Consider the following 14,285-nt stretch of genomic DNA (forward strand, 5'->3'; position numbering starts at 1 on the left):
CACCCCCCCCAGTATATTTATTAACATGGGGGTTATTTCATGCCGAGCCCGGAGGCCGGGAGCCCCGTTGCGGGGCCACCAAAAAGGTAATGGGGGGGGGGCTGCGGTGGCTCATGTCCCAGGGCGGGAGGCGCGGCCCTGCCGCAGGACCACGTGAAGGGCCCCTCCGCCACCGGCGGAGGGGCCCTTCACGACAGGAGAGGCGAACAGCTGCTCAGCCGCCGAACTCCTCCAGGCCCTTCAGCGCCTGGTCCAGCAGCGCCTGCCGGCCCTCGAGCTCACGGGCCAGCTTGTCCGCACGGCTGTTGTTGCCCGAGGCGCGCGCCGCGTCGATCTGGGTGCGCAGCTTGTCCACGGCCGACTGGAGCTGGCCGGTCAGACCCGCGGCACGGGCACGTGCCTCCGGGTTCGTCCGGCGCCACTCCGACTCCTCGGCCTCCTGGAGCGCCCGCTCCACCGTGTGCATCCGCCCCTCGACCTTCGGACGGGCGTCACGCGGCACGTGGCCGATGGCCTCCCAGCGCTCGTTGATGGCCCTGAACGCCGCCCTGGAGGCCTTGAGGTCCTTCACCGGCACCAGCTTCTCGGCCTCGACCGCGAGCTCCTCCTTGAGCTTGAGGTTCTCGCCCTGCTCCGCGTCCCGCTCGGCGAAGACCTCGCTGCGGGCGGCGAAGAAGACGTCCTGGGCACCGCGGAAACGGTTCCACAGATCGTCCTCGGCCTCGCGCTGGGCGCGGCCCGCTGCCTTCCACTCCGTCATCAGATCGCGGTAGCGGGCAGCCGTCGGGCCCCAGTCCGAGGATCCGGACAGCGACTCGGCCTCGACGACCAGCTTCTCCTTGGCCTTGCGGGCCTCCTCGCGCTGGGCGTCCAGCGCGGCGAAGTGGGCCTTGCGGCGCTTGGAGAACGCCGAGCGCGCGTGCGAGAAGCGGTGCCACAGCTCGTCGTCGGACTTGCGGTCGAGCCGCGGCAGGCCCTTCCACGTGTCGACGAGCGCGCGCAGCCGCTCACCCGCGGAGCGCCACTGCTCGCTCTGCGCCAGCTCCTCGGCCTCGACGACCAGCGCCTCCTTGGCGTGCTTCGCCTCGTCGGTCTGCTTCGCCTTCTGGGCCTTGCGCTCCTCGCGCCGCGAGTCGACCGTCGCCACCAGGGCGTCCAGCCGCTTGCGCAGCGCGTCGAGGTCGCCGACCGCGTGGTGCTCGTCGACCTGCGCACGCAGATGCTCGATGGCGGTCGTCGCGTCCTTCGCGGACAGATCGGTGGTCTTCACCCGCCGCTCGAGGAGGCCGATCTCGACCACAATGCCCTCGTACTTGCGCTCGAAGTAGGCCAGGGCCTCCGCCGGAGAACCGGCCTGCCACGATCCGACGACCTGCTCGCCGTCGGCTGTACGCACGTACACGGTGCCTGTCTCGTCGACACGGCCCCACGGGTCGCTGCTCACAGCGCCTCCTCCACCTGATGCCCGCGAGAGGGTTCGCCCCCCTGGCATCGTCCACAGTTTCCTGGGGCGGGCAGCGCCCGCCCTGCACAACGCCAATCTAGGCGACGGGCCACCCGGCTGTCCGCACTCCGCGCGGCCGAAATTATCCGGCCCGCGTCAGGTGCCTGTGGTGCGGATCACGCCGGGCCCGCCGCGCTCATGCCTTGTCGACGGCCGCCTTCGAGATGTTCACGGCCTTCTTCGGCGCACCGTCGGCGGCGCCACCGGTGACCCCCGCCTTGCCGATGGCCTCGACCGACTTCAGCGAATCCTTGTCCATCGTGCCGAACGGCGTGTAGGTGGGCGGCAGTTTGCTGTCCTTGTAGACCAGGAAGAACTGGCTGCCTCCGGTGTGCGCCTGGCCTGTGTTGGCCATCGCCACCGTGCCCGCCGGGTACGTCACCGTGCCGTCCTTGCCGGCCTTGCCCAGGGCGGTGAGGTTCTCGTCCGGAATCGTGTAGCCCGGACCGCCGGTGCCGTCGCCCTTGGGGTCGCCGCACTGGAGGACGTAAATACCCTGCGTGGTCACACGGTGGCACTTCGTACCGTCGAAGAAGCCCTTGTCGGCGAGCGACTTGAAGGAGTTCGCGGTGTGCGGCGTCTTCGCCGCGTCCATCGTGAACGCGATGTCGCCCTGGCTCGTCTTGAGCGACAGGGTGTACTTCGCCTTCTTGTCGATCTTCATCGCCGGCTCGGGCGCGCTCTCCTTGCTCGCCGAGGGCGAGGGTGAGGCCGACGGGCTCTGGCTCGCGGCCGCGTCGGCCTTGTCCTTCTTGCCGTCGTCGCCGGTGGCGAAGTAGGTGACGCCGCCGATGACGGCCACCACGGCCACCGCTGAGGTGATGATGACCGTCAGCCTCCGCGTCCTGCGGCGGGCCTCCTCCCGGCGCTGCTGCTGCCGCTCGAACTTCTCCCTGGCGAGCTGCCGCCGCCGCTGATCGCTGCTGACCACCGGGTGATCTCCTTGTACGTCGTCTGTCGGGCCTGAGTTGCCCCGTACCGTATATGGGTTAGCTGTGGAATGAGGAGCGCCGGTAGGCTCTGAACTGCTGCGACCTCGCAGCCGCAACCCCTCGTCGGACGACCATTAAGGACGATCGTGCTCATTGCCGGGTTCCCCGCCGGGGCCTGGGGGACCAACTGTTACCTGGTCGCCCCCGCCGCAGGTGAGGAGTGCGTGATCATCGACCCGGGCCACCAGGCCGCGTCCGGGGTCGAGGAAGCGCTGAGGAAGCATCGGCTGAAGCCCGTCGCCGTCGTGCTCACCCACGGCCACATCGACCACGTCGCCTCGGTCGTCCCGGTCTGCGGCGCGCACGACGTCCCTGCCTGGATCCACCCCGAGGACCGCTACATGATGAGTGACCCGGAGAAGGCCCTCGGCCGCTCCATCGGGATGCCGCTCATGGGCGAGCTGACGGTGGGCGAACCGGACGACGTCAAGGAGCTGAGCGACGGGGCCCGGCTGAGGCTGGCCGGTCTGGAGTTCGGTGTCTCGCATGCGCCCGGCCATACCAAGGGGTCGGTGACGTTCAGGATGCCCGAGGCCGCGGAGGTTCCGCAGGTTCTCTTCTCGGGCGACCTGCTCTTCGCCGGCTCCGTCGGACGCACCGACCTGCCCGGCGGCGACCAGGCCGAGCTGCTCGAGTCGCTGGCCCGCGTGTGCCTGCCGCTCGACGACTCGACCGTGGTGCTGTCCGGCCACGGCCCCCAGACGACCATCGGCCGCGAGCGCGCCACCAATCCGTATCTGTCCGGTATGGACGCGCCCCGACGAGGAATGTGACGAGAGCGAAATCGTGAGCACCTTCAAGGCCCCCAAGGGCACGTACGACCTGACCCCGCCCGACTCCGCGAAGTACCTCGCGGTGCGTGAGGCGATCTCCGCGCCTCTGAAGAACTCCGGCTACGGCTACATCGAGACCCCCGGCTTCGAGGACGTGGCCCTCTTCTCCCGAGGCGTCGGTGAGTCCACCGACATCGTGAGCAAGGAGATGTACACCCTCACCACCAAGGGCGGCTCCGAGCTCGCCCTGCGCCCCGAGGGCACCGCGTCCGTGCTGCGCGCCGCCCTGGAGGCCAACCTCCACAAGCTCGGCAATCTGCCGGTCAAGCTCTGGTACTCCGGCTCGTACTACCGCTACGAGCGCCCGCAGAAGGGCCGTTACCGCCACTTCTCGCAGGTCGGCGCCGAGGCCATCGGTGCCGAGGACCCGGCGCTGGACGCCGAACTGATCATCCTGGCCGACCAGGCGTACCGCACGCTGGGGCTGCGCGAATTCCGCATCCTGCTGAACTCGCTGGGCGACAAGGAGTGCAGGCCCGTCTACCGCGACGCACTCCAGGGCTTCCTGCGCGAGCTCGACCTGGACGAGGAGACCCGCCGCCGCATCGAGATCAACCCGCTCCGGGTCCTCGACGACAAGCGCCCCGAGGTCCAGAAGCAGCTCACCGGCGCCCCGGCGCTGCGCGACTACCTCTGCGACGCCTGCAAGGCGTACCACGAGGAGGTCCGCGACCTGCTCAACGCGGCGGGCGTGGTGTACGAGGACGACGAGAAGCTCGTCCGCGGCCTCGACTACTACACCCGCACCACCTTCGAGTTCGTCCACGACGGACTGGGCTCGCAGTCGGCGGTGGGCGGCGGCGGCCGGTACGACGGCCTCTCCGAGATGATCGGCGGCCCGGCGCTCCCGTCGGTGGGCTGGGCGCTCGGCGTGGACCGCACCGTGCTCGCCCTGGAGGCGGAGGGCATCGAGCTCGAACTGCCCTCGACCACCAGTGTCTTCGCCGTCCCGCTCGGCGAGGACGCGCGGCGCAAGCTGTTCGCCGTCGTCACACAGCTGCGCCGCGAGGGCGTGGCCGCGGACTTCGCGTTCGGGGGCCGCGGTCTCAAGGGCGCGATGAAGAGCGCCAACCGGTCGGGCGCGCGGTTCACCGTCGTGGCCGGCGAGCGTGATCTGGCCGAGGGTGTCGTGCAGCTCAAGGACATGGAGTCCGGCGAGCAGGCCGCCGTTCCCCTGGCCGATGTGACCGAGGTGGTCAAGGCGCGCCTGGCGTAGGTCCCTTCACCGGTCGCAGGCGGCAGTTCTCCGGCCGCCTGCGACCAGTGGCTCCGCGCCCCGGCCCGTTCCGTCAACTCGGCGAATCTGGATTCATCCTGACGAAGGATTCCGGTCCGGAAGAGCCGGTGACGGCAGGCGGAGGCCCGCGCCCTGGCCGGAAGCGAGAGCCCCTGCGTCCGGTGCCGTCGAGGCCGTCCGTGCACGGACGGCACGCTTGTTTTCGCATGCACCTTTATGTTCATCGAACGGAAGACCGGTGCAGAGGTGCGGCACAATGACCGTGCCCAGCAGGCTACTCAGCGACGGAACGGCGATATGACGACTGCAGCGGTTGACCATCCCTCCTCCCATCAGGACGAGGACGACGGGAAGAGGACCATCGGCGGCGGTCGCACGTTCGCACTGCTGCTGATGATCACGGGCGCTGCCGGACTTCTTGCCGCGTGGGTCATCACGCTCGACAAGCTCAAGCTGATGGAGGATCCCACCTTCGTCCCGGGCTGCAGTCTCAACCCGGTGGTGTCCTGCGGCAACATCATGAAGAGCGAGCAGGCGGCGGCCTTCGGCTTCCCCAACCCGTGGCTCGGCCTTGCCACCTATCCCGTGATCATCGGCATCGGACTGGCACTGCTCGCCGGTGCGCGCTTCCGCAGCTGGTACTGGCTGGGGATGAACGCAGGCACCCTGTTCGGGGTCGGCTTCTGCACCTGGCTCCAGTACCAGTCGCTGTACAACATCAATTCCCTCTGCCTGTGGTGCTGCCTCGCCTGGGTCGCCACGATCCTCATGTTCTGCTACGTCACCACGCACAACATCAAGCACCGGATCCTGCCCGCGCCGAACTGGCTGCGCAACGGGCTGGCGGAGTTCCACTGGGTTCCGCCGGTCCTGTGGGTCGGCATCATCGGCATGCTCATCCTGACCCGCTGGTGGGACTTCTGGACCAGCTGAGCGGCCCCTTGTGCCAGGAAGGGTCCTGCTCGGGGCCCGGCGGGATTGTCAGTGCGGTGACATAGGCTTCAAAACGTGGAGCCCGACCTCTTTACCGCAGCAGCCGAAGACCGCCAGGAGAAGGACCCGTCCAGCAGCCCCCTCGCTGTCCGGATGCGTCCGCGTACCCTCGACGAGGTCGTCGGCCAGCAGCATCTGCTCAAACCGGGCTCGCCGCTGCGCCGCCTCGTCGGCGAGGGAAGCGGGGGACCGGCCGGTCCGTCCTCGGTGATCCTCTGGGGTCCCCCCGGCATCGGGAAGACGACTCTTGCGTACGTGGTCAGCAAGGCCACCAACAAGCGCTTCGTCGAGCTCTCCGCGATCACCGCGGGAGTCAAGGAAGTGCGGACGGTCATCGAGGGCGCCCGCCGCGCCACCGGTGGCTACGGCAAGGAGACCGTCCTCTTCCTGGACGAGATCCACCGCTTCTCCAAGGCGCAGCAGGACTCGCTGCTCCCGGCCGTGGAGAACCGCTGGGTGACGCTGATCGCGGCCACCACCGAGAATCCGTACTTCTCGATCATCTCCCCGCTGCTCTCGCGCTCACTGCTGCTGACCCTCGAGTCGCTGACCGACGACGACCTGCGGGGTCTGCTGCGCCGGGCCCTGACCGACGAGCGCGGACTCGGCGGCGCGGTGGCCCTGCCCGAGGACGCCGAGGAGCATCTGCTGCGCATCGCGGGGGGTGACGCACGCCGTGCGCTGACGGCGCTGGAGGCTGCGGCCGGGGCGGCGCTGTCGAAGCAGGAGGATGAGATCACCCTCCTGACCCTGGAGGAGACGGTCGACCGTGCGGCCGTGAAGTACGACCGGGACGGCGACCAGCACTACGACGTGGCGAGTGCGCTGATCAAGTCGATCCGCGGCTCGGACGTCGATGCCGCACTGCACTATCTGGCCCGGATGATCGAGGCGGGGGAGGACCCCCGGTTCATCGCCCGGCGGCTGATGATCTCGGCCAGTGAGGACATCGGCCTCGCCGACCCCACGGCCCTGCCCATCGCGGTCGCGGCGGCCCAGGCGGTCGCGATGATCGGCTTCCCGGAGGCGGCGCTCACGCTCAGCCACGCCACGATCGCCCTGGCCCTCGCCCCCAAGTCCAACGCGGCGACGCTGGCGATCTCCGCCGCCCAGGAGGACGTACGCAAGGGCCTGGCCGGCCCGGTCCCGGCCCATCTGCGCGACGGCCACTACAAGGGCGCCGCCAAGCTCGGCCACGCACAGGGCTATGTCTATCCGCACGACGTCCCCGGCGGTATCGCCGCCCAGCAGTACGCCCCGGACGCCGTCCGCGACAAGCGCTACTACGTGCCCACCCGGTACGGCGCCGAGGCACGGTACGCGGACGTGGCGGACCGGGTCCGTGAACGGCTCGGCCGTACGGACGCCGACGGCGGGGCGAGCCCCTCCGGTTCATAGGGCTCCCGGCCCCGGCATCAGGGCGCGGCCGCTTCGAAGAGCGTGTGGATGGCATGGCGCAGTTCGACCACGTCGCGCACCGGCTCGGGGAACTCGAAGCGCGCGTCGAAGCACCTTCCGTCCCGCTCGCAGAAGCGCACCCGCAGCCCGAGACGGTCCAGTGCGACCGGCACGACGGCAGGGCGGTGCGCCGAGCAGGCGTCCGCGGCCCGCTCGCCGAGCAGTCCGCACAGCGTCCCCAGCTGCTCTCCGTGCGCCGCGTGCAGATGCTGGAGCAGTCCGGCCTCGTGGCCGGCGAGCGGGTCGGCCACCGCATCCCGCAATTCCTCCGGCTCGACGCTCTGCGCACCCCAGAGATCGTCGACGTACGCCTCACCCGTCTCCAGCCGCAGCAGCATCCGGCCGGGCCCCGCCATGCCGGGTACGGTGGTGAGCCAGCCGGAGACCCGGGCGCGGCCGCGGATGCGGTGCGGTACGGATACCGGGGCGACGTCGGTGATCTCCAGCACAGCCGAGAGCTCGTCGTCCTGGGCGTGCGTCGCGGCCCGTACGGCCGGGGAATCCGCGGGGAAATCCAGGAACAGATCCCCCTCCGGACCCACGCTGCGCGACCGTGGGATCAGGTGGTCCGAGCCCGCTGAGCCGAGGCCGGGGATGAGCAGTACCGCGGAGCAGGTACTCTGTACGAGAGTTCGTGTGCGCTCGGCTGCTGACGGCATCCGAGTGTTTTCAAGCCCGCTGGGACGCGGCTGACCACGATCAGATCGGCCTTCCGTCGTAGCAGCACTTTTCTGTGTGCTGCCGCTGTCTGTGCTGTCCGTGACGTGTGTGGTGTTCCCAGGGCGAGACATGCGATCTCCTTGAGTAAGGTGAGCCTAACCTAACCTACAACGGAGGTCTGGAGAACGTGCCTAATCAGTCGCGTCCCAAGGTCAAGAAGAGCCGCGCGCTCGGCATTGCGCTGACGCCGAAGGCCGTCAAGTACTTCGAGGCCCGCCCCTACCCGCCGGGCGAGCACGGCCGCGGCCGCAAGCAGAACTCGGACTACAAGGTCCGTCTGCTCGAGAAGCAGCGTCTGCGTGCCCAGTACGACATCAGCGAGCGTCAGATGGCGCGTGCCTACGACCGCGCCAAGAAGGCCGAGGGCAAGACGGGCGAGGCTCTCGTCGTCGAGCTCGAGCGCCGCCTCGACGCGCTGGTTCTGCGTTCCGGCATCGCCAAGACGATCTACCAGGCGCGCCAGATGGTCGTGCACGGTCACATCGAGGTCGACGGCCACAAGGTCGACAAGCCGTCCTTCCGCGTCCGTCCCGACAACATCGTGATGGTCCGCGAGCGCAGCCGCGACAAGCACCCCTTCCAGGTTGCCCGCGAGGGTGGTTACGACACCGACGGTGAGACCCCGCGCTACCTGCAGGTGAACCTGAAGGCCCTGGCCTTCCGCCTTGACCGGGACCCGAACCGCAAGGAAATCCCCGTGATCTGCGACGAGCAGCTCGTCGTCGAGTACTACGCCCGTTGATTCAGGCGTAGTCGCTCCTCACCGGCGCTCAGGCCCGCCCCTTCCCGAAGTCGGGGAGGCGGCGGGCTTTCGCGTCCTGCCGGCCGACGGCTGCGGACCGGGTGCCTCCTCCGCCCCGGGGCCCGTGCCGTTCTGCCGTTCCCCGGACCGGACCGCCAGAGCCCTGGTCACCACCGCGTCCGCCCCCAGCCGCCCGCCCGCGCGGCGCTGCGACGCGTACCGCGCATCCCCCAGTTCATGACGGGCCAGCTCCTCGCACCGGGCCTTCGGGGCCCCGTAGTGTGCCGAGCCGAACAGCGGCAGTCCCACCGATGGCCAGATCTGTTCGGCGGCCCCCTGCAGCAGCGCCGCCTCGGCCGCGTCGCCCTCGACGACCGTGACGAGCGCCAGCAGCTCCAGTGAGAGCACGGTGCCGAGCAGATCGTGGAAGGTGTGGCTGATGGACAGCGACTCCCCGAGAAGCTCCCGGGCGCGAGCGGGACGGCCCCGCTGCAGTGCGGCGAAGGCCAGGACGAACAACGCGTAGCTGAGCGCCCACCGCTCCCCGTGGTCCTCGCAGATGTCCCGGACCTCTTCGCAGATCGTGACCGCGCGGTCCAGGTCGCCCCGGAACCCGACCGTCATCGCCAGCTCGACCTGGGCCATCAGCACATTGCTGTTCAGCTCCCCGAGCTCCCGGTAGCGGCCGAGCGCGTCGTGCAGCAGCTCCTGCGCGCGCGTCGTGTCGTCCGTGACAAGTGCCAGACAGCCGGTGCGGTGGACCGCGTACGCCGATGCCGTGGTGTCGCCCGCAAGTTCCGCCTCCTCCCGGCACTCCGTCAGCGCCGAGATCGCACCCACCGGGTCGCCCTGCAGTACTGCGACATAGCCGAGCACCCACAGCGCCTTCAGGCGCGAGGAGTCGTACGGGGTCTCCTCCTCCAGCACATGGACCAGCCAGTGACGCCCCTCCGAGAGCCGGCCGCAGCCGACCCACAGGAACCAGAGCGTTCCCGCCAGGTACTGCGCGAGATGCGCCTCCTCCGGGCACTCCAGCGAACACTCCATGGCCCGTCGCAGATTCGGCAGTTCGGCCTCCGCTCGGGCCGCAACCTCGGCCTGCCGCGGACTGAACCAGTCCAGTTCGCACCAGGTCGCGAGCCCCAGGAACCAGTCGCGGTGGCGGCGGCGCAGGCGTTCCGTCTCGCCGGTCGCCGCCAGCCACTCGGCGCCGTACTCGCGCACCGTGTCGAGCATCCGGTAGCGGGTACCGGCCGACGAGTCCTCCCGCGCCACGATGGACTGCGCCAACAGCCCGGAGAGCACGTCGAGTACCGAGTCGGCCGGGAGATCGGAGCCGCTGCAGATGTACTCGACGGCCTCCAGATCGAACTGTCCTGCGAAGACCGAGAGCCTCGACCACAGCAGCCGTTGCTCCGGAGCGCACAGCTCATGGCTCCAGCCGATCGCCGTACGGAGCGTCTGATGGCGGGGCAGTGCGCTGCGGCTGCTGCCGGTCAGCAGCTGGAAGCGGTCGTCCAGCCGTTCCAGCACCTGTTCGGTCGACAGGGCCCGCAGCCGCCCGGCGGCCAGCTCCAGGGCGAGCGGGATGCCGTCCAGCCGCCGGCAGAGTTCCAGGGCCGCACCGCGGGTCTGCTCGGTCAGCCGGAACTCCGGACGCACCGCAGCCGCCCGCTCCGCGAAGAGCCGGAGCGCGTCCCCGTCGGACATGGTCGCGAGCGGGTAGCCGGCCTCCCCGTCGAGTTCGAGCGGCAGCCGGCCGACTGCCAGTACCCGCAGCCGCGGCGCCCGGCGCAGCAGATCGCGCACCAACTCCGCACAGGCGTCCACGAGATGTTCGAAGCCGTCGATCACCAGCAGGAGCCGGCGCCCGGCGCAGTGTTCGAGAAGAGTGGTGCGGGGCGGCCTGTTGGTGTGGTCGGTCAGGCCCAGCGCGTCGACGAGAGCGTGCTCCAGCAGCCCGGGATCGTGGACGGCGGACAGCTCCACCAGCCACACCCCGTCGCAGTACCGTTTCTCCTGGAGGGCCGCGACCCTGGTGGCCAGCCGGGTCTTGCCCACCCCGCCCACGCCGACGACGGTGACGAGCCTGGACTGCTCCAACAGCCCGGCGAGATCGGCCAACTCGTCTTCGCGTCCCACGAATCTGTTCAGTTCCGCCGGCAGATTGCCCGGAAGAGTGCGCACGAGTCCGCCACGCGCGGTGGGCGGCGGGCCCGAATCGTCGGGGGAGGGGAAGGGGCGCTGAGAGCGTCGCATGAAACACGCAGAGTACTGGCCCGAAAGCGCTCCGTACAATCGCGTTGCGGGAACTCCCGCCGTGCCAACCGGTAATGCGGTACAGGGCGTGAGCCCCGGCGCGATAGGCTCGGAGGCGCTGACCGGCGGCTGCGGAGACCGCCGCCCACCGGGCAGGGAACGCAAGACAGAGACAGACGACAAGCCAGAGAGAGCGGTGCACTGTGTCCGGTGGTGAGGTGGCCGGGATCCTGGTGGCCGTCTTCTGGGCGATCCTGGTTTCGTTCCTCGCCGTTGTGCTGGTGAGGCTCGCCCAGACGCTCAGGGCGACCACCGAACTCGTGGCGGACGTGACCGAACAGGCCGTCCCGCTGCTCGCCGACGCCTCCGCGACCGTACGCTCGGCGCAGACGCAGCTCGACAAGGTCGACGCGATTGCCACGGACGTCCAGGAGGTCACCTCCAACGCCTCGGCGCTCTCCACCACCGTGGCCTCGACCTTCGGCGGCCCGCTGGTCAAGGTCGTCGCGTTCGGCTACGGGGTCCGGCAGGCCATCGGCCGCAGGACCGCCCCCGAACCGGAAACGCGTTCCCGGCGATCGGTGATCGTCGGCCGGACCGTGCCGTCCGCGCGTGGCAGGAAGCGCAACGGCAGAAACTCCCGCGGATCGAAGGACTGACGCAGCGATGTTCCGCCGTACGTTCTGGTTCACCGCCGGCGCAGCCGCCGGGGTCTGGGCCACCGCCAAGGTCAACCGCAAGATCAAGCAGCTGACCCCCGAGAGCCTCGCGGCTCAGGCCGCCGACAAGGCGGTCGTGGCCGGTCACAAGCTCAAGGACTTCGCCCTGGACGTCCGCGAGGGAATGGTCAGACGCGAGGCCGAGCTCGGCGAGGCGCTGGGCCTCGAAGCCCCCGTCGACCCCGACCTCCCCGTGCAGCCGCACTACGCCGTCGAGGCGGCGGAGCCCGACAGGCGCGGGGCGCCCACCCGAAACCGCAAGCTTCCCTACAACTCGTACAACCGGAATGAGGACCACTGATGGAGTCGGCAGAAATTCGCCGCCGCTGGCTGAGCTTCTACGAGGAGCGCGGTCACACCGTCGTCCCTTCGGCGTCGCTCATCGCGGACGACCCGACTCTGCTGCTGGTCCCGGCCGGCATGGTGCCCTTCAAGCCGTACTTCCTCGGCGAGGTCAAGCCGCCCGCGCCGCGCGTCACCAGCGTGCAGAAGTGCGTCCGCACGCCGGACATCGAAGAGGTCGGCAAGACCACCCGGCACGGCACGTTCTTCCAGATGTGCGGGAACTTCTCCTTCGGTGACTACTTCAAGGAAGGCGCCATCGACTACGCCTGGGAGCTGCTCACCGGCTCCGTGGCGGACGGCTGCTTCGGCCTCGACCCCGAGAAGCTCTGGATCACGGTCTACCTCGACGACGACGAGGCCGAGCAGATCTGGCGCGACCGGATCGGGGTACCCGCCGAGCGCATCCAGCGCCTGGGCAAGAAGGACAACTTCTGGTCCATGGGCGTCCCCGGTCCCTGTGGTCCCTGTTCCGAGATCAACTACGACCGCGGCCCCGAGTTCGGCGTCGAGGGCGGCCCGGCCGTCAACGACGAGCGGTATGTGGAGATCTGGAACCTGGTCTTCATGCAGTACGAGCGCGGCGCCGGCGACGGCAAGGAGGACTTCCCGATCCTCGGCGACCTGCCCTCCAAGAACATCGACACCGGCCTCGGCCTCGAACGCCTCGCGATGATCCTGCAGGGCGTGCCGAACATGTACGAGACCGACACTCTGCGCGTCGTCATGGACAAGGCCACCGAGCTCACCGGCGTGCGCTACGGCGCGGCCGAGGGCACGGACGTCTCGCTCCGCGTGGTCGGGGACCACATCCGCACCTCCGTCATGCTCATCGGCGACGGTGTCACCCCCGGCAACGAGGGTCGCGGCTACGTGCTGCGCCGCATCATGCGCCGGGCCATCCGTATGATGCGGCTGATGGGCGCCACCGGTCCCGTCGTCAACGAACTGGTCGGCGTCGTGATCGAGACGATGGGGCTGCAGTACCCCGAGCTGATCACCGACCGCAAGCGCATCGAGACCGTCGCCCTCGCCGAGGAGGCCGCCTTCGTCAAGGCCCTCAAGGGCGGTACGAACATCCTCGAGACCGCCGTCACCGAGACCAAGGCCGCCGGCGGCCAGGTCATCGCCGGCGACAAGGCCTTCCTGCTCCATGACACCTGGGGCTTCCCGATCGACCTCACCCTGGAGATGGCCGCGGAACAGGGCCTGTCCGTGGACGAGGACGGATTCCGCCGCCTGATGCAGGAGCAGCGGGACAAGGCCAAGGCCGACGCCAAGGCCAAGAAGACCGGTCACGCCGACCTGTCCGCCTACCGCGAGGTCGCCGACAACTCCGGCGTCACCGAGTTCACCGGCTACACCACCACCGAGGGCGAGTCGACGATCGTCGGTCTCCTCGTCGACGGCGTCGCCTCGCCGGCCGCCTCCGAGGGCGACGAGGTCGAGGTCGTCCTGGACCGCACCCCGTTCTACGCCGAGGGCGGCGGCCAGCTCGCCGACCAGGGCCGGATCCGGCTGGACACCGGCGCCGTCATCCAGGTGCGCGACGTCCAGCAGCCGGTCCCGGGCGTCTCCGTGCACAAGGGACAGGTCCAGGTCGGTGAGGTGACGGTCGGCGCCAGTGCCCTCGCCACCATCGACAACACCCGCCGCCGGGCCATCGCCCGCGCCCACAGCGCCACCCACCTCACGCACCAGGCGCTGCGCGACGCCCTGGGCCCGACCGCGGCCCAGGCCGGTTCGGAGAACTCCCCGGGCCGCTTCCGCTTCGACTTCGGCTCACCCGCCGCCGTCCCCGGCACGGTACTGACCGACGTCGAGCAGAAGATCAACGAGGTGCTGGCCCGCGAGCTGGACGTCCAGGCCGAGGTCATGTCCATCGACGACGCCAAGAAGCAGGGCGCCATCGCGGAGTTCGGCGAGAAGTACGGCGAGCGGGTCCGGGTCGTGACCATCGGCGACTTCTCCAAGGAGCTGTGCGGCGGAACGCACGTCCACAACACCGCCCAGCTCGGTCTGGTGAAGCTGCTGGGCGAATCGTCCATCGGTTCCGGTGTGCGCCGTATCGAGGCCCTTGTCGGCGTCGACGCGTACAACTTCCTCGCCAAGGAGCACACGGTGGTCGCCCAGCTCCAGGAGCTGGTCAAGGGCCGTTCCGAGGAGCTCCCGGAGAAGATCGCCGGAATGCTCGGCAAGCTGAAGGACGCCGAGAAGGAGATCGAGAAGTTCCGTGCGGAGAAGGTCCTGGCGGCCGCCGCCGGGCTCGTCGAGTCCGCCAAGGACGTACGGGGCGTCGCCCTGGTCACCGGGCAGGTGCCGGACGGCACCTCGGCCGACGACCTGCGCAGGCTGGTCCTCGACGTGCGCGGGCGCATCCAGGGCGGCCGGCCGGCCGTCGTGGCCCTGTTCGCCACGGCCAACGGCCGTCCGCTGACCGTCATCGCGACCAACGAGGCCGCCCGTGAGCGCGGCCTGAAGGCCGG

General features: G+C 69.6%; 12 protein-coding genes. 8 read left to right on the plus strand and 4 right to left on the minus strand.

The window, feature by feature from the left end; genetic code table 11:
- Nucleotides 1-214 precede the first annotated feature (214 nt).
- Together ACFVW8_RS34720 and ACFVW8_RS34725 are read right to left on the minus strand one after the other, a co-directional pair.
- Nucleotides 215-1,444, minus strand: coding sequence for a DUF349 domain-containing protein (locus ACFVW8_RS34720; RefSeq protein ID WP_389697217.1), 1,230 nt, complete (start codon nucleotides 1,442-1,444; stop codon nucleotides 215-217).
- Nucleotides 1,445-1,640: 196 nt separating this feature from the next.
- Nucleotides 1,641-2,435 (minus strand): peptidylprolyl isomerase, encoded by a 795-nt coding sequence (locus tag ACFVW8_RS34725; RefSeq protein ID WP_389697219.1) that lies wholly within the window; start codon nucleotides 2,433-2,435, stop codon nucleotides 1,641-1,643.
- A 147-nt stretch (nucleotides 2,436-2,582) separates the two neighbouring features.
- Between ACFVW8_RS34725 and ACFVW8_RS34730 the strand changes: the two genes are divergently transcribed.
- The 4 genes from ACFVW8_RS34730 to ACFVW8_RS34745 all read left to right on the plus strand — a co-directional run bounded on the left by ACFVW8_RS34730 (nucleotide 2,583) and on the right by ACFVW8_RS34745 (nucleotide 6,957).
- Nucleotides 2,583-3,269, plus strand: a complete 687-nt coding sequence (locus ACFVW8_RS34730; protein WP_389697221.1) for an MBL fold metallo-hydrolase — start codon at nucleotides 2,583-2,585, stop codon at nucleotides 3,267-3,269.
- A 13-nt stretch (nucleotides 3,270-3,282) separates the two neighbouring features.
- Entirely contained in the window at nucleotides 3,283-4,545 is a 1,263-nt protein-coding gene (gene hisS / locus ACFVW8_RS34735; protein ID WP_389697223.1) for a histidine--tRNA ligase, read from the plus strand.
- A gap of 318 nt (nucleotides 4,546-4,863) precedes the next feature.
- Complete coding sequence (locus ACFVW8_RS34740) at nucleotides 4,864-5,499, plus strand: vitamin K epoxide reductase family protein (RefSeq protein ID WP_389697225.1); 636 nt, start codon at nucleotides 4,864-4,866, stop codon at nucleotides 5,497-5,499.
- 75 nt (nucleotides 5,500-5,574) lie between these two features.
- A complete protein-coding gene (locus tag ACFVW8_RS34745) occupies nucleotides 5,575-6,957 on the plus strand; it encodes a replication-associated recombination protein A (RefSeq protein WP_389697226.1) in 1,383 nt (460 codons plus the stop codon).
- A gap of 17 nt (nucleotides 6,958-6,974) precedes the next feature.
- Here the strand turns inward: ACFVW8_RS34745 and ACFVW8_RS34750 are convergent, their stop codons facing one another.
- Nucleotides 6,975-7,676, minus strand: a complete 702-nt coding sequence (locus ACFVW8_RS34750; protein WP_389697228.1) for a DUF2470 domain-containing protein — start codon at nucleotides 7,674-7,676, stop codon at nucleotides 6,975-6,977.
- Between the two features lie 188 nt (nucleotides 7,677-7,864).
- On the opposite strand from ACFVW8_RS34750, the gene rpsD reads away from it, so the two are divergent.
- The gene (rpsD, locus tag ACFVW8_RS34755) at nucleotides 7,865-8,479 is read left to right on the plus strand and encodes a 30S ribosomal protein S4 (RefSeq protein WP_123528313.1); all 615 of its coding nucleotides are present in this window, start codon (nucleotides 7,865-7,867) and stop codon (nucleotides 8,477-8,479) included.
- 18 nt (nucleotides 8,480-8,497) lie between these two features.
- Here the strand turns inward: rpsD and ACFVW8_RS34760 are convergent, their stop codons facing one another.
- Nucleotides 8,498-10,738 (minus strand): ATP-binding protein, encoded by a 2,241-nt coding sequence (locus tag ACFVW8_RS34760; protein WP_389697231.1) that lies wholly within the window; start codon nucleotides 10,736-10,738, stop codon nucleotides 8,498-8,500.
- A 218-nt stretch (nucleotides 10,739-10,956) separates the two neighbouring features.
- Between ACFVW8_RS34760 and ACFVW8_RS34765 the strand changes: the two genes are divergently transcribed.
- The 3 genes from ACFVW8_RS34765 to alaS all read left to right on the plus strand — a co-directional run.
- Nucleotides 10,957-11,397, plus strand: a complete 441-nt coding sequence (locus ACFVW8_RS34765; RefSeq protein ID WP_389697237.1) for a DUF948 domain-containing protein — start codon at nucleotides 10,957-10,959, stop codon at nucleotides 11,395-11,397.
- A 7-nt stretch (nucleotides 11,398-11,404) separates the two neighbouring features.
- A complete protein-coding gene (locus ACFVW8_RS34770) occupies nucleotides 11,405-11,758 on the plus strand; it encodes a DUF6167 family protein (RefSeq protein WP_389697233.1) in 354 nt (117 codons plus the stop codon).
- Nucleotides 11,758-14,285 (plus strand): alanine--tRNA ligase (gene alaS, locus ACFVW8_RS34775; protein WP_389697235.1); only part of this gene is annotated, 2,528 nt, incomplete at its 3' end. The genes ACFVW8_RS34770 and alaS, both read left to right, overlap by 1 nt.

The sequence above is a fragment of the Streptomyces sp. NPDC058221 genome, from assembly GCF_042882365.1.
Lineage (GTDB): Bacteria > Actinomycetota > Actinomycetes > Streptomycetales > Streptomycetaceae > Streptomyces.

Bases quoted from the DNA above. Each gene is read 5' to 3' on its own strand.
- ACFVW8_RS34750 (WP_389697228.1), bottom strand. From the start codon at position 7,676: ATGCCGTCAGCAGCCGAGCGCACACGAACTCTCGTACAGAGTACCTGC.
- ACFVW8_RS34760 (WP_389697231.1), bottom strand. From the start codon at position 10,738: ATGCGACGCTCTCAGCGCCCCTTCCCCTCCCCCGACGATTCGGGCCCG.
- ACFVW8_RS34740 (WP_389697225.1), top strand. From the start codon at position 4,864: ATGACGACTGCAGCGGTTGACCATCCCTCCTCCCATCAGGACGAGGAC.
- ACFVW8_RS34770 (WP_389697233.1), top strand. From the start codon at position 11,405: ATGTTCCGCCGTACGTTCTGGTTCACCGCCGGCGCAGCCGCCGGGGTC.